At 63.5% G+C, this 20,095-nt stretch carries 18 protein-coding genes; 13 read left to right on the forward strand and 5 right to left on the reverse strand.

What is annotated here, in order from left to right:
* Positions 1–457 precede the first annotated feature (457 nt).
* Entirely contained in the window at positions 458–1,453 is a 996-nt protein-coding gene (locus KUF59_RS19650) for an ABC transporter substrate-binding protein (RefSeq protein ID WP_212459956.1), read from the forward strand.
* A gap of 681 nt (positions 1,454–2,134) precedes the next feature.
* On the opposite strand, the gene KUF59_RS19655 is transcribed toward KUF59_RS19650, so the two are convergent.
* On the reverse strand, positions 2,135–2,854 hold the full coding sequence (locus KUF59_RS19655) for a DUF599 domain-containing protein (RefSeq protein WP_212462543.1): 720 nt from the start codon (positions 2,852–2,854) through the stop codon (positions 2,135–2,137).
* Positions 2,855–2,972: 118 nt separating this feature from the next.
* Here KUF59_RS19655 and KUF59_RS19660 point away from each other — a divergent pair, with 118 nt between their 5' ends.
* The 9 genes from KUF59_RS19660 to KUF59_RS19700 all read left to right on the forward strand — a co-directional run bounded on the left by KUF59_RS19660 (position 2,973) and on the right by KUF59_RS19700 (position 10,524).
* Complete coding sequence (locus tag KUF59_RS19660; RefSeq protein ID WP_212462544.1) at positions 2,973–3,632, forward strand: glutathione S-transferase family protein; 660 nt, start codon at positions 2,973–2,975, stop codon at positions 3,630–3,632.
* A 39-nt stretch (positions 3,633–3,671) separates the two neighbouring features.
* Positions 3,672–4,040: a YidB family protein gene (locus tag KUF59_RS19665; RefSeq protein WP_212462545.1), complete on the forward strand. Its 369-nt coding sequence runs from the start codon at positions 3,672–3,674 to the stop codon at positions 4,038–4,040.
* Positions 4,041–4,247: 207 nt separating this feature from the next.
* Entirely contained in the window at positions 4,248–4,451 is a 204-nt protein-coding gene (locus KUF59_RS19670) for a hypothetical protein (RefSeq protein WP_212462546.1), read from the forward strand.
* A gap of 157 nt (positions 4,452–4,608) precedes the next feature.
* A complete protein-coding gene (locus tag KUF59_RS19675) occupies positions 4,609–5,586 on the forward strand; it encodes a hypothetical protein (protein ID WP_212462547.1) in 978 nt (325 codons plus the stop codon).
* 42 nt (positions 5,587–5,628) lie between these two features.
* Positions 5,629–6,069 carry a DUF1489 family protein gene (locus KUF59_RS19680; RefSeq protein WP_212462548.1) on the forward strand — a complete coding sequence of 147 codons (441 nt, stop codon included), beginning with the start codon at positions 5,629–5,631 and terminating at the stop codon, positions 6,067–6,069.
* Positions 6,070–6,701: 632 nt separating this feature from the next.
* Positions 6,702–7,625, forward strand: coding sequence for a division plane positioning ATPase MipZ (locus KUF59_RS19685; protein ID WP_212462549.1), 924 nt, complete (start codon positions 6,702–6,704; stop codon positions 7,623–7,625).
* Positions 7,626–7,976: 351 nt separating this feature from the next.
* Positions 7,977–8,837 carry an alpha/beta fold hydrolase gene (locus KUF59_RS19690; protein WP_212462550.1) on the forward strand — a complete coding sequence of 287 codons (861 nt, stop codon included), beginning with the start codon at positions 7,977–7,979 and terminating at the stop codon, positions 8,835–8,837.
* A 145-nt stretch (positions 8,838–8,982) separates the two neighbouring features.
* Complete coding sequence (locus KUF59_RS19695; protein ID WP_212462551.1) at positions 8,983–9,738, forward strand: VWA domain-containing protein; 756 nt, start codon at positions 8,983–8,985, stop codon at positions 9,736–9,738.
* 57 nt (positions 9,739–9,795) lie between these two features.
* Complete coding sequence (locus KUF59_RS19700; protein WP_212462552.1) at positions 9,796–10,524, forward strand: DnaJ domain-containing protein; 729 nt, start codon at positions 9,796–9,798, stop codon at positions 10,522–10,524.
* Positions 10,525–10,744: 220 nt separating this feature from the next.
* Here KUF59_RS19700 and KUF59_RS19705 read toward each other — a convergent pair whose 3' ends face one another.
* Positions 10,745–12,574, reverse strand: a complete 1,830-nt coding sequence (locus KUF59_RS19705; protein ID WP_212462553.1) for a D-alanyl-D-alanine carboxypeptidase — start codon at positions 12,572–12,574, stop codon at positions 10,745–10,747.
* A gap of 388 nt (positions 12,575–12,962) precedes the next feature.
* On the opposite strand from KUF59_RS19705, the gene KUF59_RS19710 reads away from it, so the two are divergent.
* Positions 12,963–13,301, forward strand: a complete 339-nt coding sequence (locus KUF59_RS19710; RefSeq protein ID WP_212462626.1) for a phasin family protein — start codon at positions 12,963–12,965, stop codon at positions 13,299–13,301.
* Positions 13,302–13,378: 77 nt separating this feature from the next.
* On the opposite strand, the gene KUF59_RS19715 is transcribed toward KUF59_RS19710, so the two are convergent.
* Positions 13,379–15,283 (reverse strand): TadE/TadG family type IV pilus assembly protein, encoded by a 1,905-nt coding sequence (locus tag KUF59_RS19715; protein ID WP_212462554.1) that lies wholly within the window; start codon positions 15,281–15,283, stop codon positions 13,379–13,381.
* Positions 15,284–15,767: 484 nt separating this feature from the next.
* On the opposite strand from KUF59_RS19715, the gene clpS reads away from it, so the two are divergent.
* The gene (gene clpS, locus KUF59_RS19720; RefSeq protein ID WP_186294195.1) at positions 15,768–16,100 is read left to right on the forward strand and encodes an ATP-dependent Clp protease adapter ClpS; all 333 of its coding nucleotides are present in this window, start codon (positions 15,768–15,770) and stop codon (positions 16,098–16,100) included.
* 267 nt (positions 16,101–16,367) lie between these two features.
* Complete coding sequence (gene clpA / locus KUF59_RS19725) at positions 16,368–18,776, forward strand: ATP-dependent Clp protease ATP-binding subunit ClpA (protein ID WP_212462555.1); 2,409 nt, start codon at positions 16,368–16,370, stop codon at positions 18,774–18,776.
* A gap of 75 nt (positions 18,777–18,851) precedes the next feature.
* On the opposite strand, the gene KUF59_RS19730 is transcribed toward clpA, so the two are convergent.
* Both KUF59_RS19730 and KUF59_RS19735 read right to left on the reverse strand, forming a co-directional pair.
* Positions 18,852–19,478 (reverse strand): hypothetical protein, encoded by a 627-nt coding sequence (locus KUF59_RS19730; RefSeq protein ID WP_212462556.1) that lies wholly within the window; start codon positions 19,476–19,478, stop codon positions 18,852–18,854.
* 150 nt (positions 19,479–19,628) lie between these two features.
* Positions 19,629–20,081 carry a peptidase associated/transthyretin-like domain-containing protein gene (locus KUF59_RS19735; protein ID WP_212462557.1) on the reverse strand — a complete coding sequence of 151 codons (453 nt, stop codon included), beginning with the start codon at positions 20,079–20,081 and terminating at the stop codon, positions 19,629–19,631.
* Positions 20,082–20,095: the final 14 nt, after the last annotated feature.

Genomic DNA, 20,095 nt, shown 5'->3' on the forward strand with positions numbered 1-20,095 from the left:
CGGGGTCATTCAAGATCCTCAGGCCGCGGATGAACGTCGCCCCTTTTGGAAGAAAGCGACGTCTCCTGCCATCTCGGTAGGTCGCGCCTTGCCGAACTCGCCGACTTCATCTGCGATTACCCGGACGGATAGGCGAGACCCGTTGGTGAAACGGCAATGATCTCTCTGGAAACGTATTGTCCTGTTCCACCGTTGTCTTGCGGCCCGAATGCTCTTGCCGACAGGGGAGGCGCCTTCCGGCGCCATCGCCGCCCACGCGCTCGAAGGGTTATGCCCCAATTTGGATGTGTGGCATCGCAGACACACGGGGAACATAATCAACGGAAGCGATCAGCGGGACATTGACCCCAAAACCCCGGCACTGTTGGCTTCGATGACATTTCTTTGGCTCCGATAACGTTTCGATTTTAGTTCGCCAGAGCGACGAGGACGACGCGCTGATCCTTGGAGGCGATTCATGAAGCGCCGCGATTTCTTGTTTGCCGCCGCGATGCTCGCGCCGGCCATGCGACAAGCCTCGGCGCAGCAGCCCGCTCCGAAGAAGCGTCTTGCGGTCATTGGCGCTGCGAAGGTCGAAGACATGAGGATCGGACGCGAACCAAATTCGTCAACGTTTCTGGAAGAACTGCAGCGCCTTGGCTACGTCGAAGGTGGAAACCTCATTGTCGACCGGTGGCAACTTCAGCCGGGACGTCTCGAGGAGATTGCACGCGAAGTGGTTGACACAAGACCCGATGTGATTGCCTGCCAGGGAACGCCGATGACTCTTCGCCTTAAAGCGGCGACGACGACTATCCCCATCGTAGCGGCAACGGGCGACCCTATTCGGTTCGGGCTGGTTTCGAATCTCGCCCGTCCCGGCGGCAACGTCACGGGTGTGAGCGTGGACGCCGGAATCGAAGTCTGGGCCAAGCGCCTTGAATTGCTTTCCAGCGCCGTTCCCAAATTGCACAACGTCGTTTTCGTGTCATCGGAAGGAGCTTGGACGGGCGCAGGTGGCCAAGCGGTGCGCGACGCGGCACAAAAGCTGGGGATTTCCCTGGTGCGTGGTATCGTCAGCAGTCCATATGGCGAAGCGGAATTCCGCAGCGCATTCTCATCGCTCCAGCGAGATCAACTGGACGGATTGATCCTTTCGGATGAGGGGCAGGTGCATGTTCCCAGAAAGCCCCTGTTGGTTCAGCTGATCCAGCAGATGCGGCTTCCCGCCATTTACCCCTACACTGTGTTTGTGGAAGCAGGCGGACTGATGTCCTATGCCTCCGACGTCGAGTCCGTCATTCACAGGCAGGTAGCGCAGATCGTCGAAATATTTCGAGGAGCCAATCCGGGCGACATCCCGTACTCTCAAGCGGTGCGGTTTGACCTTGTTGTTAATCTGAAGACGGCCAAGGAGCTGGGACTTGAGATGCCCGCCGCGCTGGTTGCCGCCGCGACTACCGTGATTGAATAGCGCGCTCGGCTGCGTTTGCGCTTGTGGAGAGCAAAGCGGACGCGACGAATGTATGAGCGCGTAGGATGGGTTGAGCTCTTCGCGAAACCCATCATCTTCGTCAAGCGCACTGAGTGATTTCGCTTCGCTCTAACGATCCTACGGACTCGTTGTCGGTGCGACAACGGTGATCGAATGAATGCTGGAAAATACCGGGCAAAGCTCTGTGACCGTCACCCTGAGGTGCGCGCCTTGCGGCGCAGTTGCGCCGCAAGGCAAGCCTCGAAGGGCGACGGCCCGGCTGCATCCCGGCCGCTCATCCTTCGAGGCTCCGCTTGCGATGCGTGCGCACCGCAAGCCTCGCACCTCAGGATGACGGGTCCGACACGCTCGCAGGATGGGTTGAGCTCGTCGCGAAACCCATGATCTTCGTCGTGAAGTGCATTGTTGGGCTTCGCCTCGCTCTACCGCGTCCTGCGGGCTAAAGGAGATTCCAATAGAACATTGCGCTGGCTGCAGCGATGCCAACGAATATGCCAATCGAGATCGCTTTTCGTATCGGCGTTTTCCATGGAAAGGCTCTGACGCCGCCCATGAGGTAAAGCGCTACTGCGGCAGCAGCGAAGAACGGTTGCTCCTTCCAGAAGAGCCCCATAAGTGCGGTCGAAATCACTGCGGATACCGCGCCTGCGAGGCTCGCGCTCATTTCCGCAGCAGCCGCGTCGCCGCCGGTGCATCCGCATCGTCAGGCGCCATCGCCGCCCACGCGCTCGACGCAAATTGTCGCCGCCAGGTGACGATGACGACCGCAGCCGTGGTCACGAACAGCACCCAGGGGCTGACGAACCAGCCGAGATAGCCGAGCGCGAAGAAGAAGGCGCGCTGGCCGCGGTTGAAGTGACGGCCGGCGGCTTCGAACAGGCGAGTGGTGCGGATGACATGCGCCTCGGCCTCGGGCGTGTCGCGCTGGGAGGCCGGCGGCATGCCGCCATAGAGGATCGCGACATAGTTGAAGAGCCGGTAGGCCCAGGCGAACTTGAAGAAGGCGTAGACGCAGATCAGCACCAGGCCGACGCATTTCAACTCCCACAGCGCCGGCGTCGGGCTGAGATCGATCGGCAGCTTGCTCAGGATGACGAGCGCGTCATTGGTCGCCCGCAGCAGTGCCAGCGCGCCGCCGATCGCGAACAGGCTGGTGGAGGCGAAGAAGGCGGTGCCGTTCTGCAAGGACGCCATGATCTGCATGTCGACCATGCGGGTGTCGCGCTCGAGCATGCGGCGGACCCAGACCTCGCGGTAGCGGTTCATGCGTGCCGACAGGCTGTCGCGGCCATAGGCCGAGTGCTCCAGCGTAAGCGCGTAAACCAGCCATTCCAAGGCAAAGAAGCCGACCGCCGCGACGTCGACCCAATATCCGCTCATGTCGATCCCTCGTTGCGATGAGGATTGCCACGCATGTTTCATCGCGGCAACGATTGATTGCCGGCAGGCGATGGCGCTAAAAGCGCCATCCTGGGGAATGACGAGAAGGACCACTCACATGGCTGCGCTGACGCTCGCGATCGGCAACAAGAATTACTCCTCCTGGTCGATGCGCCCCTGGATCGCGCTGCGCGCGAGCGGCATCCCTTTTGAGGAAGTCTTCATCCCGCTCTACACCGACCAGGCGGACAAGGACAAAATCCTTGCCTTCAGCCGCGCCGGCAAGGTGCCGGTCCTGGTCGACGGCGACATCACCGTGTGGGATTCGCTCGCCATCATCGAATATCTTGCGGAGCGCTTTCCGGAAGCAAAACTGTGGCCGGAAGACCGCGCGGCGCGCGCGCATGCGCGTGCCGTCTGTGCCGAGATGCATTCGGGCTTCCAGGCGCTGCGCAACGAATGCGGGATGAATTTGCGCCGCCCGGTCAAGCCGGTCGCGCTGTCGGCGGATGCAGAGGCCAATATCGCGCGGGTGCAGGAGCTCTGGCTCGATTGCCGCGCGCGCTACGGCGCTGGCGGGCCGTTCCTGTTCGGCCGTTTTGGTGCGGTCGACGCAATGTACGCCCCCGTCGTCCATCGCTTCCGCACCTACGCGATTCCAGTCGCGCCTGAGGTCAAGGCCTATATGGACGCGATGATGGTGCTGCCCGCGTTCCAGGAATGGACCAAAGACGGGATCGCCGAAACCATCGTCATCGACAAGTTCGAGGACGCTTAGACGCGAGGGTCGCGTGTGATCCGCAACGGGAGCACTGCCATGGGAATTCTCGACTCGCTGGAAAACAACCCGGCGTTCCGTAGCGCGCTCGGCCAGCTCGGTGCGGCGGTGCTGCCGGCCGTGCTGAACGAGGTGCTCGGCAGCAACAATCAGGGCGGTCTCAGCGCAATCGTCGCGAAGTTGCAGCAGGCCGGTTTCGGCGGGCAGGTAAAATCCTGGCTCGGCAACGGCCAGAACCTGCCGATTACGGCCGACCAACTCCGCCAGGTGCTCGGCAACGACACCGTCAGGCAGCTCGCCGCGCGCTACGACATCCCGGTCGACCAGCTCGGCCAGATCCTCGCCCAGGAGCTGCCGAAGGCCGTCGACCACGCAAGCCCCGAGGGCCGGCTGCCCCATACCGCGTGAGGGCGCAGGGCGCGGCCGGCGTCCGTTCTAATACGGATCATGGGCGGTTCCCGTGCAGCTACTGCACTGAAAAGACTGCAAAATTTGCGCGTCTGCCACGCTTGTATACCGCTGGCCAAAAAGCCTGAGCGCGTGCTATAAGCCCGCCGGGTTTCCAGCCAGCCATCGTAAGCGGGACCGTTGGGCGACGGCAGGCGTTGTTTGCAAATGGAGAGGGCGTTGAAGCACAAATTCCCTGTGGGATCGCGCGTTTTGTACACTGCCAGCAATGTCGCGCGCCCGGCTGCGAGCGGTGCGTATGAGGTGATCCGCCTGCTGCCGACGGAAGGCGACGACTGCCAGTATCGGATCAAGAGCTCGACCGAAGCTTTCGAACGGGTGGCCAAGGAAAGCCAGCTCGCTTTGTCCTGACGGTTGAAGGGAATAGCGCATTGGCGTTGGGGTGGATTTGTTTCGTCCCGCCGTCAAAAGGCCCGGTTCAAGTTAGCAAGTAGCCGCGAGGCGGTTGCCGGCTCGCGGCGCTTGCTTTCACCAAATCAGCTCTCTGCTGCGTGAAGGGACGTCGCGCATGAATTGGGCATGGGCATCTTCGCTCGACGAGCTCTGGCGCTCGCCAACTTTTCCCATGTGGGTGACGCTGGCGGCGGCAGGCTTCTTTGGCCTGATCGTGCTGTTCACGCTGCTGCGCGCCGAGAAATCGGTCGCCAATGGCGCGTTGACCGTGATCACGCTGCTCGCCATCGGTATCGCGGTGGCGGCCACCATCCGCTTCTACGGGCCGTCGGGCAGGGCGGCGCCAAATGAGGCCCGGGCGCAGCCGGTGACGGTGGCGGCGTTGCCTGCCTTGTCCTGCATCGACGATCTCGCCGGCGACATCGTGCTGTCGGCCTGCGAGAAGACGTTGTTCGGCTCGTCCGACGCGGTGGCCGCTGCCGTCAGCTACGCCGCAGCCCAGATCTCCCGCCTGACCGCGCTCGGCGATGTTGCGAGCGCCAACAAGGTCATGACGTCAGAGCTGAAGGCGCTGCGCCGTGCGGTGGAGCACGACCGCTATGGCCTGGTCGCTCAGGTGCTCGCAACGCGCGACAATTGCACGCCGTCCGAATGCGCCGCGTTCCTCTCGGTCACCGATCGCGCGCAGATCGTTGCCAACATGGATGCGCATGTTTTCGAGGGGCTGATCGCGCGCTATGCGCCGGCCTGGAACGCGCCTGGGGCGCAGGTGCCGCCGGGACCGCTCGCGGCGCTGCCGCCGTCGATGCCCACCGGCAAGCCGACCAATGCGGAGTTCCCGAGCGCGTCATCGACGCCTCCGGTCAGCATCATGTCGCCGGAACCGCCTGTGACCGCTGCCAAGCCCGCGCCGGCTGCGCCCGCAGCCGCTTCTGCACCGCGTCCGGCGGCGGCCCCGGTCCAAGCCGCAGCCCCGCCGCCTGCCGCCAAGAAGCAGCCGGCGCCGAAGGCGGCGCGTGCGCCTGCGGCAGCTCCGGTGCAGATCGCGCCGCCTGCATCGGCGGCCGCGCCCGCGGCTGCGGATAACGACTAGCCGCAGCTTTCAAAGCGCGGCATTGCCCGCTATTGGTGGGCCATGCCGCTTCACCTGATCAAGCTCGCCGTCGGTTGCGATTCCGTCAAGGAACTCAAGCAATGGGTCGCTGAACGCATGCAGGCCGCGAAGAAAAAAGGCCTGCCGCAACAGCACGTCCACGTCACCCGCATGGTGCCCAAGCGCGGCGACGAGATCCTCAGCGGGGGCTCGCTCTATTGGGTGATCAAGGGCGAGATCGCGGCCCGTGAGAAGATCATCGGCATCGAGCCGTTCCGTGACAAGGACGGCATCGGACGCTGCCGGATCGTGATGCAGCCGAAGGTGTTTTCGGTGTCGCCGCGGCCGATGCGTCCGTTCCAGGGCTGGCGCTACCTGACCGAGGACGCCGTGCCGCCGGATCTCGGCAAGTCCGCCGCCGGAACGATCGCGGCGATGCCCGAGCCGATGCGCCGCGAACTGCGCGACCTCGGATTGCTGTGAGCAATCGGATTGCTGTGAGGAATCGGATTGCTGTAGCAAACGCCGCTTGCGGGCGATGATTGCGTCATCGTCGCCGATTTGCCCGACGCATCAATGAGCTCGTAGGATCCACCGGGCATCGCGCCGGCGACCGCCGGCTACTGTGCATGGGGTTGTTTCGATAGTTTGTCCATCGCCTCAGGGCGTGACGATATGCAGCCGCGCCAATTCGGACGGCGGCATCTCGATCCGACGGCCGCGTTCGGTGATGCCGTCGACGATGTCGACGATCTCCGGTTCGACGCCCATGCCCGTTTGCTTCTTCCCTTAGGGGCAATCATCCATGCGGGTGCATTCGGCGCAAGCGCAACCTGGTGGCATCGCGCGATCCGGTCCGGATCGTTCGGGAGGAGGGCAGTGGGCTTCCGCGAATCGTCACAAACCTGAATCGCTCGACTTGCGTGTTCGCGCCGTTGCGCAAAGGCGGGCGTAAAGAACTGTCGCGTGTTTGTGGGATTGATCACAGAGGGGCGTCGTCGCGCGATTCATGATTAAGATGAAGGCGGGGCGATTTGAGCATCCTGACACGCATTTCACTTGACCGCTGACGCGGTCGACTCGAAGATATTTCGCGTGGGGGCTTGAGGATCATTATGCTTGTGCAGACCAGCCAAGGCCAGTCGGGCTCGGCGCACGTCGTCGTGCTCGGCAACGAGAAAGGCGGCTCGGGAAAATCCACCAGCGCCCTGCACATTGCCGTCGCTCTGCTCAAGGCCGGCCAGCGCGTCGCCACCATCGACCTCGACTGCCGTCAGCAGAGCTTTACCCGCTACATCAACAACCGCTCCGCCTGGGCGCGCCGCACCGGGCTCGACCTCGAGCTGCCGGTGCATCGCTGCATCAAGCTCGGCGAGACCATGCAGATCGCCGAGAACGAGAATTCCGAGTTCCTGCAGTTCATGGAAGCGGTCTGCGCGGTCGAAAGCAGTTTTGACTTCATCGTCATCGATACGCCCGGCACCGACAGCTACCTGATGCGGCTGGCCCACTCGATGGCCGACACGCTGGTCACCCCGATCAACGACAGCTTCCTCGACTTCGACGTGCTCGGCACCGTCGACCCCGCCAACTACGCGGTGACGGGCGAGAGCCATTATGCCGAGATGGTGCGGGACGTCAGGCGCAAGCGCCGCCAGCTCGACGGCTCGACCACCGACTGGATCGTGGTGCGCAACCGCCTGTCGATGCTCGGCTCGCGCAACAAGCAGCTCGTCGCCGACGGGCTGAAGGAATTGTCGCTGCGGCTCGGCTTCCGCTATGTCGACGGCTTTGCCGAGCGGGTGGTCTACCGCGAATTCTTCCCGCGCGGACTGACCGCGCTCGACGACATCGACGAGGCGACCCTCGGCATGCGGCCCAATCTCGGCCACGTCACGGCCCGCGAGGAGGTGACGGGCCTGCTGCGTCAGCTCAAGCTGCCACTCGACGAGCGCGGCCGCCGCCGCGCGGCCAACCGCGCCGAATGGTTCACCCAGGTCGACAAGCCGCTCGAAGTCCACGACATCCTGGGCGCCTGAGCGGCGGCGGTAGCTGCCTACTTTCCCTATCAAAGTATCTGCGACTATGGCCGGTTCCCATGGAACCCGATGGCCGGTTCGCGCTTTTATGCCGCATCCCTTCGGTATTGAACCGGAGTTGGATAGGTTGCGTCGGAAGGAGTATTGCAGCCTGACATAGCTCTCTTGGAATGGGCTGCCTAACAAACGTGTGCGACGCACAATGAAAGGGCTGCTAGTTCACAATATTTGGCCTTCCTGTCACGTCGCTGTGACATATATTAGGGAATAACCGACAAGAGGCCCCAAGAGCCTCCAGCAAGACGATGACAACAGGGATTCAGGCCAAAAGGCCTGACGCTGAGGACGATCATGAAGCGTGGAATTGCCGTTCTGGTTTCGGTCACCGCTCTCGCGGCCATCGCCTATTTCACGGCGAACAAGTGGGCCATCAAGCACGAGACCATCACGTTCTATGATGCTTCGCGCGACAATCGCCCGGTGCCGGTCCACGTCGCGATCCGCCGCGACAGGGAATTCCAGGCCGATGCCGGCATGATCAATTTGCCGGTCGCCGTTCTCAACCACGGCAATACCGTCAAGAACACCGAATACGGTTTCCTCTCCACTGTCTTTGCCATGCGCGGCTATCTTGTGCTCAGCCCGCAGCATGATCTGCCGACCGATCCGCCGATGGTGACCAAGCCCGGCGAGCTCTATGTCGGACGCCTGCCGCAGATCCTGCGCGGCGTCGCCAACATCCACCTCGCCATCGCGGAGATGAAGAAGATTCGGCCCAACGCCGATTACGCCAGGGTGACGATGGTCGGCCACTCCATGGGCGGCGACATCTCGATGTATTTCGCCAAGCAGTATCCGGACGAGATCAAGAAGGTCGTGACGCTGGATAATCTGCGCGTGCCGTTCATGACCGCCGGCAAGTTCAAGATCCTTTCGTTCCGCTCCAAGGACCCGCAATTCAAGACCGACCCGGGTGTGCTCCCGACCGACGAGGAGTGCGAGAAGGCGGGCATTACGGTGGTGAACACCGACTTCCAGCATAACGACATGCGCGACACCGGCCCCGATGGCGCAAAGTCCTCGATCCAGGGCATGCTCGACAAGTTCCTGAGCGACACCGACAGCGACGTGGCACCGGTCGATACGCTGAAAGCCCCGCCGAAGATTCTGGAGCCGGGTCCGGTCGCGCTGATGGGGTCTGCCAAAAGCTGACCTGACAAGAGCTGATCTGACGCGCTGACCTTAGCTGCGACTGCAAACCCAAAGCCTCCGCCGGCTCCGCCCGCGGAGGCTTTGTGCATTGACCGCGCGAGCCGCGCTGACCACATTAGTCGCCTGATCAGGCGAATGTGCAGGGATGCCCGGCGAACCGACCAAACCGCGCAGCCGCGATGCCGCCTCGGAGCAGAGCAAGGCGTCCGGCACGCTGCCGCAGGCGAAGACGTCGACCGCGGACGACATCGCCGCCTTTGTCGCCAGGGCGCGCGCGATGTCGCCGCATGCCCCCGGCGCGAAGGGCCGAATGATCTTCGCGCTCGATGCGACCATGAGCCGGCAGCCGACCTGGGACATGGCCTGCGCACTGCAGGCCGACATGTTCCGCGAGGCGGCTGCACTCGGCAGCCTGGACATTCGGCTGGTTTATTACCGCGGCTTCAACGAATGCCGCGCCTCGAGCTGGATCTCGGACAGCGCCAAGCTTGCCGGCCTGATGAGCAAGATCGACTGCCGCGGCGGCAACACGCAGATCGGCAAGGTGCTCGCCGAGGCCCGGCGCGAAGCCGCGGCCTCCGGCGTGCGAGCCGTCGTCTTCGTCGGCGACGCCATGGAGGAGAAGGTCGACGAGCTCTGCGCCAAGGCCGGTGAGCTCGGCATGCTCAAGGTCCCCGTCTTCATGTTTCAGGAGGGCCACGACGCGGTCGCCGAGCATGCGTTTCGCGAGATTGCCCGGCTGACCGGCGGTGCCTGGTGCCGGTTCGATCCCGGTGCGGCAGCGCAATTGCGCGAGCTGCTGCGCGCGGCGGCGGCCTATGCCGCCGGCGGCCGCGAGGCGCTGCTCAAGCTCGCGAAGACCGCAAGCGGCGCCGCCCTGTTGATCGGCCAGATGAAGTGATGCGGGACTGACGTTCGGCCGCATGCTTTTTGCGAACGGCGGGACTATATTCAGGCCATGCCGACCCTGATCGCCGGCGCTGTCGCCGTTGTCACAATCTATCTGCTGCTCCAGATGTTTCGTGCCGCCAATCCGGCCGTGCTGGCGCGCGCGATCAAGATCGGCGGTGGCGTTGTGGCGCTGGCGGTTGCCGCCTTCACAGGCCTGAAGGGCGAGCTGGCGGTCGCGATCCCGCTCGGCATTTTCGGCGCGGGCCTGCTCGGCTGGTCGCCGTTCACGACCACGGGCTTTGGCAATATCGGCGGGCTGTTCGGCGGCGGCGCTTCGCGTGCGCCGGGCCAGACCTCGCGCGTGCGCTCGCAATTCCTCGACATGCAGCTCGACCACGATTCCGGCCGGCTCGCGGGCCAGATCGTCGCCGGTCCCAATGCCGGCCGCCAGCTCGACGAGTTCGATCTTGCCGAGCTCGTGGCGATGTGCCCGGCGTTCGACGCCGAGAGCGTGGCCTTACTTGAAAGCTATCTGGACCGCCGGTTTCCCGCTTGGCGTCAGAACGCGCAGGGCGACGCGGCAGGGCGGCAGCGCCGCACGGCGCCGAGCGGCAAAATGACGACGGAGGAGGCCTATCAGATCCTTGGCCTGCAGCCGGGGGCGGGCCGCGACGAGATCAGCCGAGCCCACAAATCCCTGATGAAGAAACTGCATCCCGACCAGGGGGGCTCTACGTATCTCGCTGCCCGGGTAAACGAGGCCAAGGATACTCTGCTTCGCACGCATAACGGCTAACTCCGGCACCACGCTACAAACACTTCTGTGCCCGCGTGAGTCCTGTTCGTCTGTTTGCCGTCGCCCCGATGCGCCCGCCTTTGTCGGCGTGGTCGATCCCTTAGGGAAAGTTTTAACCGTAAATTCTTGACGAGAGGTTTTTAACGCAGAGATCACCTGGTCCGAAAACGACGATGCCCGCGCGAGGCGGGCATCGGGATCGGTTCGGCAGTGAAAGGGATCAGTTTCGGACGGTGATGCAGGAGATGTCGGCGCGCTTCAGCGCGCGGCAGACGGCTTCCGCCTGGTCCCGTTCGAGCCCCGCGAAGCGGGCGCGGTAGAGCTTGCGATTGTCCTTGGCGACCACCTCGGTGAACGGATCGGCCTTGCTGAGCAGGCCGCGGGCCGAGCTGCGGGCGGCTTCGATGCGCTGCTGGGCCTCGCCCTCGCTTTCCAACGCGCCGACCTGCACGATCCAGCCGCTGTGGGTGACGACTGGCCGGGTGGTGCTGCTCATCTGGATCGGCTGCGGCGCCGGCTCGGCCGAGGCGAGCCGCGGGGCGGGCGCCGGTGCGGCGGCGGTCGCCGCCGGCAGGACGCCCAAAATGCCGTGTCCGGTGCCATGTCCGGCCGGCTGCTGCGGCAGCTCGGCGCGGGCGGCTTCCGGCTTCGCGATCTCGGTCTTGCTGATCTCGGATTTGGCGACGTCGGCGCGGGCGACGACCGCGCCCGAGGTTTCCGCGACTTCGGCGCGCGCGCTTGAAACCGTGCTGGTGATCGGCGGTGACGGCTGTGCGGGGGTCGCGGAGGCGACCTTGACGGCGCCGGCCTTCACCTGAACCGTCTTCACCTTGACCGGCTTCATCGGCTCCGAGGAGCCGGGAATGATGGACAGCGGCTGGCTTGCGATCACACCGTTGGTGAGCGGGGCGGGCGGCTCCAGCTTGGCTTCAGCCGTCTTTTCGGCCTTGGGCTGGGCCGGGGGCATCGCAGCGGTGGCGGCGGCCAGCGCCGACATGCGCGAGGCGGGCGCGGTGCGCGGAGCCACCGGTTCGGGGGCGGCTGCGGCCTGAACCTGCGGCGCAGCGCGCGCCGGGGCCTCGGAGGCGTCGGCAACTTCGGTCGAAGCTTCCGACGAATTGCGTTCGGTGATCGCGACGGCGGTGCGGGAGGTCGCGGCCTTCTCGAGGTTCTCGGCGAGCAAATTGCGCATGATGGCATCGCGCGAGCCGCCGCTGCGGCCGCCGAGCACGACGCCGACCAGATGGCGGTTGCCGCGGCGCATCGAGCTCACGAGGTTGAAGCCGGAGGCGCGGGTGTAGCCGGTCTTGATGCCGTCCACGCCCTCGACGCTGCCGAGCAGGTGATTGTGGTTGCGGATCGACTGGCCGCGGAAATTGAACGTCGCGGTCGCGAAGTAGCGGTAGTAGCGCGGGAAGCGATCCTGGATCGCGCGGCCGAGGGTGGCCTGGTCGCGCGCCGTGGTCACCTGCTCGTCGTTGGGCAGGCCCGAGGCGTTGCGATAGACGGTCTTGGACATGCCGAGCGAGCGCGCCTTGCGCGTCATCATCCCGGCAAAATCGTCCTCGTCGCCGCCGATCGCTTCGGCGATCACCACGGCGGCGTCATTGGCGGAGCGGGTGACGAGACCCTTGATGGCGTCTTCGACGCGGATGGTCTGGCCGGGACGCAGGTTCAGCTTGGTCGGATCCTGGCTGGCGGCGTGCTGCGACACCGACATCTCGGTGTCGAGCTTCATCTTGCCGGCTTCCAGACGCTCGAACAGCAGATAGAGCGTCATGATCTTGGTGAGCGAGGCGGGATGGCGGAGCGCGTCGGGGCTCGTCGCCTGCAGCGTGGTGCCGGAATTGCCGTCGACGATGATCGAGGCGAATTTCGCGCTGGAGCTTTCGGACACATCGCGCTGCACGCGATGGTGCGCGTAATGGCGATGACGATAGCGCCGTGCGTCGGCAGCTTCCGTCGTGAAGATGACTGCGGTGGTGACCGTAAGAAGCCCGAAAACCCCAACCCGCGCCAAGCGCGAGGAAGACAAGTTTTTACGAAGCATGAAACCCCGTCCCCGTTTCTGACTTGATCACCGGCTCGTGAGGCGAAATTGTGCCCTTTGGACCCGGTATCACTACCTGCCTGGACCGCCGCGCCGCGGACGCTTGTGCGAAGCGGTGCGGGCCCAAGCCGCTGTTCTGGCTAAGGTGATGTTCTCAAACGGCTTTTGACCGCCTGTCGGAAGCTGAACACGTCCAGGGAATCAAGGTAGGGGCCTGCGGTTTCCAAAAGCTTAAAGAACCCTTGCGTAGATCCCCGGGAATCACCGCAAATTGCGTCATTTTGTGCGTCGCACAAGATTCTTGACAATTTTTGTGCGATGCACTATGTCTGGGGCGACGTCAGGGAGCCGGGCTTCCCGACGATAGCCAGGGAAAAAGGATTCCATGATGTTCAAGGTTGAAGACTTCCAAAACTACGGCAAAGAGCATTTCGAGCAGGTCGTTGCCTCCGCGACCTCGGTGCAGCATGGCCTGCAGGCGATCGCCAGCGCCTATGGCGACTTCACCAAGAAGTCGTTCGAAGACACCAAGTCCTTCGTTGAGAAGCTTTCCGGCGTGAAGTCGCTGGACAAGGCCCTGGAAGCCCAGACCGAGTTCGCCCGCTCGAGCTACGAGACCTTCGTCGCCGAGTCGCAGAAGATCGCGGGCCTCTACAACGACCTCGCCAAGCAGGCATTCAAGCCGGTCGAGACCATCGTGTCGAAGTTCACCCCCGCCGGGAACTAAGTCTCCCGACAAGTCCTGGAATCAAAAAGCCCGGCTGGTTTCAGCCGGGCTTTTTCGTTCTTGCGTTGCGGCGTGCGTCAGTGCGCCACGCGCAGCTTGCTCAGCGCCGTGCCGATCGTGTTGAACGTGGTCACGATCTGGCTCGAGCTCGTCAGCATGAAGAACTTGTCGGGGCTGCTCGCGCAGTTCTGCAGCACGGTGGACGTCGCATCGGCGGGCGAGTGAGTGTTCACCTGGATCGTGTAGATCGTGTACATGTCCTGGCCCTTGGAATCCTTGGCCGCCTTCAGGTTGCTGCACATCAGCGCCTGCCGCGCGTCGATCGGATCGCCCGACGCCTGCGAGCTGCCGTTGCCGTATTCGGGCCAGCGGTCCTCGGTGTTCAAGCCGTCGGACAAGAGGATGATAACCCGGTTGTACGTCGTGTTGGCGTCCTCGGCCGGTGTGTTCAGCGGGCCTCCGACCAGCAATGACTGCCAGGCCCAGGCCAATCCGACCGCCTGGTTGGTGCCGCCCGTCGGCTGCATCGCGTTGACGGCGTCCTTGAGTGTGGTCCAGCTATAGCTCAGCGGAATGATCGGCTTGAGCTGGCTCGAGACGCTGCTGCTGCAATAGGCTGTGCTGTTCTCGTAATATTCGTTGGCCGGGAACAGCGTCGTGACGTCCGAGGACACTGGCAGCACGCCGGTCGCATCATTGGGCTGGGTGCGGTCGGCGACGCAGCCGGTCCAGTTGCTGATCGGATTCGTCGAGGCCAGACGGTAATCGTTCAGGACGGTGGGCGTGGTGTTGGTCGAGGTATATCTGTTGTTGGTCCAGCCGACGACGGCACTCACCCGGGGCTGGCTGGTATTGTGCGTCGTGTCGTTCGGTCCGGGCTGCGTCCAGTTGTGGACGTAGAGATTGCCGGTGCACGATTTGACGCCGTTGCTCGTCGAGCAACTGCAGCCGGCGATCGCATTGTTCGAGGAATCCCTCGGACAGGAGCAGCTGTTGGATCCCGTGCAGAACACGCCGGTGCCTGCGGCTTCGCTGGTCCAGCAGCCATTGTAGAGCGCGTGCGAGTTCGCATCCACGCTCGGGCAGATGTAGCCTGAGTAGCTGCCGCTCGACGGGATCGTCGAGGTGGTGGAACTGCTGGTCGGGCCTGTTGTGCAGGAGAAGCCGCCGTTGCTGTTGGAGAAGGGGCACTTCGCACCGGGACCGAAGGCGTGCCAGTTGATCGGCAGCGATGCCTGATAGCTTCCGTTGTTGGGCTGTGTCGTTGGCGGGTTCAGCCAGTCGGTCCAGTCGAGGTAGCTCTGGGTGTAGTTGCTCGCACCGAGATTGACGACCTTCGCAAAAGGAATGACCGAGATGTAGACGTCACCATTGGTCTTGCTGAGCGCGCTGAGCTGATCGATCAGGCCGCCGGTTCCTGCCACGGCATTACGCAGTGCGGTGATCTTGCCGTCCGACGCCATCGAGCCCGTGTTGTCGAGCGCCAGCGCCACGCGCATCTTGACGTTGCCCCAAGTAGTCGTCGAGTTCGAGTTGAGATTGAGATTGTCGTACGTATTGGTGTTGTAGAGAATCCGGGGCAAAATCCGGATGAATTGAGTTGGCATCGATGCATTTGCCGTGAGTGCAATCGTCGCGGCGGTGGTGCTGCTGGCGGCGGTATAGTTGGCGGTGACCCCCGTGACAGTCGCGGACGTGTTGTTGTAGAGGGCCGCGAAATAGCCTTGGGCCTTCGTGTTGATGTCGGAGGTGGTGATGGTGCCCTGCGTCAGGTCTTTCGAGAGCATCAGCGCCGTGGAATCGAGCGCCGCCTGCATCGACGCGCGCGCCTGGACGCCGCGGCTATAGTCGATGGCTGCGCCTACGAAGCCCAGGACCGGCAATAGCGCGATAGCGAAGATGACCGCAATATTGCCTTGTTCGGCCTTCGTGAAGCGGGCGAGGAGCCGACCAACTCGATTAACGACGGGCAGGCGAAACATGACGATCCCCGAAATCTGTGGTTTTGCCTGATTTCGAGGCGCACCATTGAAGAGCGGGTAAATTGGACCGTGCAAAACCGGGGGTATCCCGGCGCGAAGCCGCCGCAGCGCCGTTAACCCCGGGTTCCTGGTCAACAGCCGCTGAACGGTGATCCGGAATTTTTTGTCAAATTGATTGGAATTGACTAACCTCGGACAGGATTGGCCGGACCGGGAATCGGACGGCCGCGGCCGCGTCGTATGAGCCCATGCGCGCTTGCGGCGGGCCGGGGTCGAGCCCATATTCGTATGGCTGACCGGGCCCGGCTCGGATCGGCTGGGAGCGGCGATCCGCAAGACGGTGCGTCGTGCGGGGCCTCGAAAGCGGGGCCGCGCGTCAAGCCGCCATATGCTTCCGTGGGGATTTTTAAACGCCTGAGCCATGTCGCAACTAACTTTCAGCCTTAACCTACCCGCGTCAGCCGCCGTCTGTGACGCTCCCCGGATGAGCAACGACGAAAATCGTCCCGGCAACACCACGGGACCGACCACCTCGGTCATCACCAAGGTGAAGCCCAAGACCAAGCGGCCCAATCTCTACCGGGTGCTGATCCTCAACGACGACTACACGCCGATGGAGTTCGTCGTTCACGTCCTGGAGAAGTTCTTCCAGAAGGACGTCGAGGCCGCGACCAAGATCATGTTGCACGTCCACCATCACGGTATCGGGGAATGCGGCGTGTTCACCTACGAGATTGCCGAGACGAAGGTCACGCAGGTGATGGATTTTGCGCGCAAGCACCAGCACCCCCTGCAATGCGTGATGGAAAAGAAGTGACGCCGCGCTGACAGGCGCGGTTACCGCGTAAAGGCATCCGCTATCCGAGTGGCGTCCCCGCCGTAGGCGGCCAACTACGGGGTTTTGATCGCCAGCGCCAATTCCTGCCCCAATCGGAACGGGTTTTGCATCGAAAATACCCGGGCGCGTAACCCGAGTCGCGGAACCGCTCTTTCGCCGCGGTTTTGTATAACTATATTTGACGAAGGTTGTTGTTGCCTGACCGGGTGATGGCGATCATGATGGTGGGGGCCATAGAGGACGCGAATGCCGACTTTTTCCCAAAGCCTTGAACAATCCCTGCATCGTGCACTGGCGATCGCAAACGAGCGTCATCACCAATACGCGACGCTCGAACATCTCCTCTTGTCGTTGATCGATGACTCCGATGCAGCAGCCGTCATGCGCGCCTGCAGCGTCGACCTCGACAAGCTGCGCACGAGTCTGGTGAACTATCTCGAAACCGAATTCGAAAACCTGGTGACCGATGGCGCCGACGACGCCAAGCCGACCGCCGGTTTCCAGCGCGTCATCCAGCGCGCGGTGATCCACGTGCAGTCGTCCGGTCGCGAAGAGGTGACCGGCGCCAACGTGCTGATCGCGATCTTCGCCGAGCGCGAGAGTCATGCCGCGTACTTCCTGCAGGAGCAGGACATGACGCGCTATGACGCGGTCAACTATATCAGCCACGGCATCGCCAAGCGGCCGGGCGTCTCCGAAGCGCGCCCCGTGCGTGGCGTGGACGAGGAGACCGAGGCCAAGGGCAACGAGGACGCCAAGAAGAAGGGCGAGGCGCTCGAGACCTATTGCGTCAACCTCAACAAGAAGGCGCGCGACGGAAAGATCGATCCGGTGATCGGACGCAACTCCGAGATCAACCGCGCCATCCAGGTCTTGTGCCGCCGGCAGAAAAACAACCCGCTGTTCGTCGGCGAAGCCGGCGTCGGCAAGACCGCGATCGCGGAAGGCCTCGCCAAGCGCATCGTCGACAGCGAGGTGCCGGAGGTTCTCGCGGCTGCGACCGTGTTCTCGCTCGACATGGGAACGCTGCTCGCGGGCACGCGCTATCGCGGTGACTTCGAAGAGCGCCTGAAGCAGGTGCTGAAGGAACTGGAGGCCCATCCCAACGCCATCCTGTTCATCGACGAAATCCACACCGTGATCGGCGCGGGCGCCACCTCGGGCGGGGCGATGGACGCTTCGAACCTGCTCAAGCCGGCGCTTGCCTCGGGCACCATCCGCTGCATGGGCTCGACGACCTACAAGGAATACCGCCAGCACTTCGAGAAGGACCGCGCGCTGGTGCGGCGCTTCCAGAAGATCGACATCAACGAGCCGACGGTCGAGGACGCCATCGCAATCCTCAAGGGCCTCAAGCCGTATTTCGAGGACTACCACCGGCTGAAATACACCAATGAGGCGATCGAGGCCGCGGTGCAGCTCTCCTCGCGCTACATCCACGACCGCAAGCTGCCGGACAAGGCGATCGACGTGATCGACGAGTCAGGCGCGGCGCAGATGCTGGTCGCCGAGAACAAGCGCAAGAAGACCATCGGTATCAAGGAGATCGAGACCACGATCGCCACGATGGCGCGGATCCCGCCCAAGAGCGTGTCGAAGGACGACGCCGAGGTGCTCAAGCATCTCGAGCAGACCCTGAAGCGCGTGGTGTTCGGCCAGGACAAGGCGATCGACTCGCTGTCGGCCTCGATCAAGCTGGCACGCGCCGGCTTGCGCGAACCGGAGAAGCCGATCGGCTGCTACCTTTTCTCGGGTCCGACCGGCGTCGGCAAGACCGAGGTCGCCAAGCAGCTCGCAGCCTCCCTTGGCGTCGAGCTCCTGCGCTTCGACATGTCCGAGTACATGGAGCGGCACACCGTGTCGCGCCTGATCGGCGCGCCTCCCGGCTATGTCGGCTTCGACCAGGGCGGCCTGCTCACCGACGGCGTCGACCAGCATCCGCATTGCGTCGTGTTGCTCGACGAAATCGAGAAGGCGCATCCCGATCTATATAACGTGCTGCTCCAGATCATGGACCACGGCCGGCTCACCGATCACAACGGCAAGCAGGTCAACTTCCGCAACGTGATCCTGATCATGACCACGAACGCCGGTGCGGCCGATCTCGCACGGCAGGCCTTCGGCTTCACCCGCCAGAAGCGGGAAGGCGACGACCACGAGGCGATCAACCGGCAGTTCGCGCCGGAATTCCGCAACCGTCTCGATGCCATCGTCTCCTTCGCGCATCTCAATGCCGATGTGATAGGCATGGTGGTGGAGAAGTTCGTGCTGCAGCTCGAGGCGCAGCTCGGCGATCGCGACGTCACGATCGAGCTGTCCGACGAGGCCAAGGCCTGGCTGATCCAGCACGGCTATGACGAGCAGATGGGCGCGCGCCCGATGGCCCGCGTGATCCAGGAGCACATCAAGAAGCCGCTGGCGGATGAGGTGCTGTTCGGCAAGCTGAAGAGCGGTGGCCACGTCCGCGTCGTCCTGGTCAAGGACGAGGCTGACGAGACCAAGGACAAGATTGGCTTCGAGTTTGTCGAAGGACCGGTCACGCCGAAGCAGGAAAAGCTGCCCGGGGCCCGCAAGCGGCCGCCAGGTAAGTCCAAGCCGGGCGGTCCCGGCGGCTCCAAGGGGCCGACCTCCAAGGGCCCGCTGGTCAAGGTCTGATCGCGAGCGTCATGAATTGAAAAAGGGCCGGCTGTGAAGCCGGCCTTTTTGTCGATGGCGACGATCGGCGCGAGCTCATATCTGAGGACAGGCCAGCCCCAGAAAGCCGGCTCGTCGTGCGATCGCGGCCTCAAGACCATCTGGCAAGAAACTCACCGCTTCGTCCAACGTGTCATCGCCTACGCTGCAGCGGCAAAACCGCCTGGCTGCGGCGAGCAGTTCCTCCCGCGACACGCCCTCATAGGCTTGTCGCGTCGTTTCAAGCGCCGCCTCGACCTCGGGCGGAGACAGCAGCAGGTTTCCCATCTGCCCCGGCAACGCTTGCGCGCGCTCGGAGCCCAGCGCATGCCAGACGATGCTGACGGTCGGATGACGAGCTGTGATCGTCATCCGGAAGACATGTCGTTCATCGACGAGGTCCGACAGCGCGCCCTCGATCGTCAGCAGCTGTCTAGCGAACTCGACGAACCCCGGACGATTGAATGCGCGGGAAAATGCGCGGACCCGGGAAGCTAGCTCGTCGCTTGCGGTGAGCCATGCGTCTTCCTCATATTCGTACGGGTGCGCCCGCCAATCGTCGATGGCCTGCCTTGCCTCCGCAGACAACGGGCTTTCCGCCGCGGCCGCAGCAAAATGTGGCTGAATGCGCGCATGCTCGCGCTCATCGACGAACAAACCGATCCACCAATAGTCGAAGGCCACGCGTCACCCCCTGCAGCATGTTTCAGGCTGCGCTGGATGGCCGACGGGTTACCAAGCACCAGCAGTCTCCGGGACCGCGTGTTGGTCGCGGCACGCGAGCAACCGGTTCGCGTCACCGGTCGTGAGAGCAGGACAGAAACGCCGTACGCACTATGTGCCGGCTTCGGGTGCGCGCGATGGCCGAGGCTTCTTCGCAGGAGGGGGCGGCCGGTGGACCGGCGCCACGGGCTGCATGGTCACGATGACGGGATTCGGCTTGTGGTCGGTGGCAGCGCCGGTCACGGCGTCGACACCCATGCCCACGAGACCGCCCGCGATGATATTGCCCGCGAAGCCGGCCGCGCCTGTCGCCGGGATTTCCTTCGTGAGCTGCACCGTCTGCGATTCAAAACCTTCCTTCTGGAAGGTGATGGAAATGTCGGCGTTGCGCTTGGCGACGATGGAGCATGGCGTCATGCAGGTCGTCGGTACCTCGAGACCGCTGACCACGGCTTCAACGCCTGATGGTGTCGATGAAATGCTGATGTTTTCCGTCGTGCCGCGTGTAACGGACGCGCAGCCGCCCAGCATGGCGCCGAGCGCCAAAATTCCTACAATACGCATGAAAAATCCCCAGC

The organism is Bradyrhizobium arachidis, from assembly GCF_024758505.1.
Classification (GTDB): Bacteria; Pseudomonadota; Alphaproteobacteria; order Rhizobiales; family Xanthobacteraceae; genus Bradyrhizobium; species Bradyrhizobium manausense_C.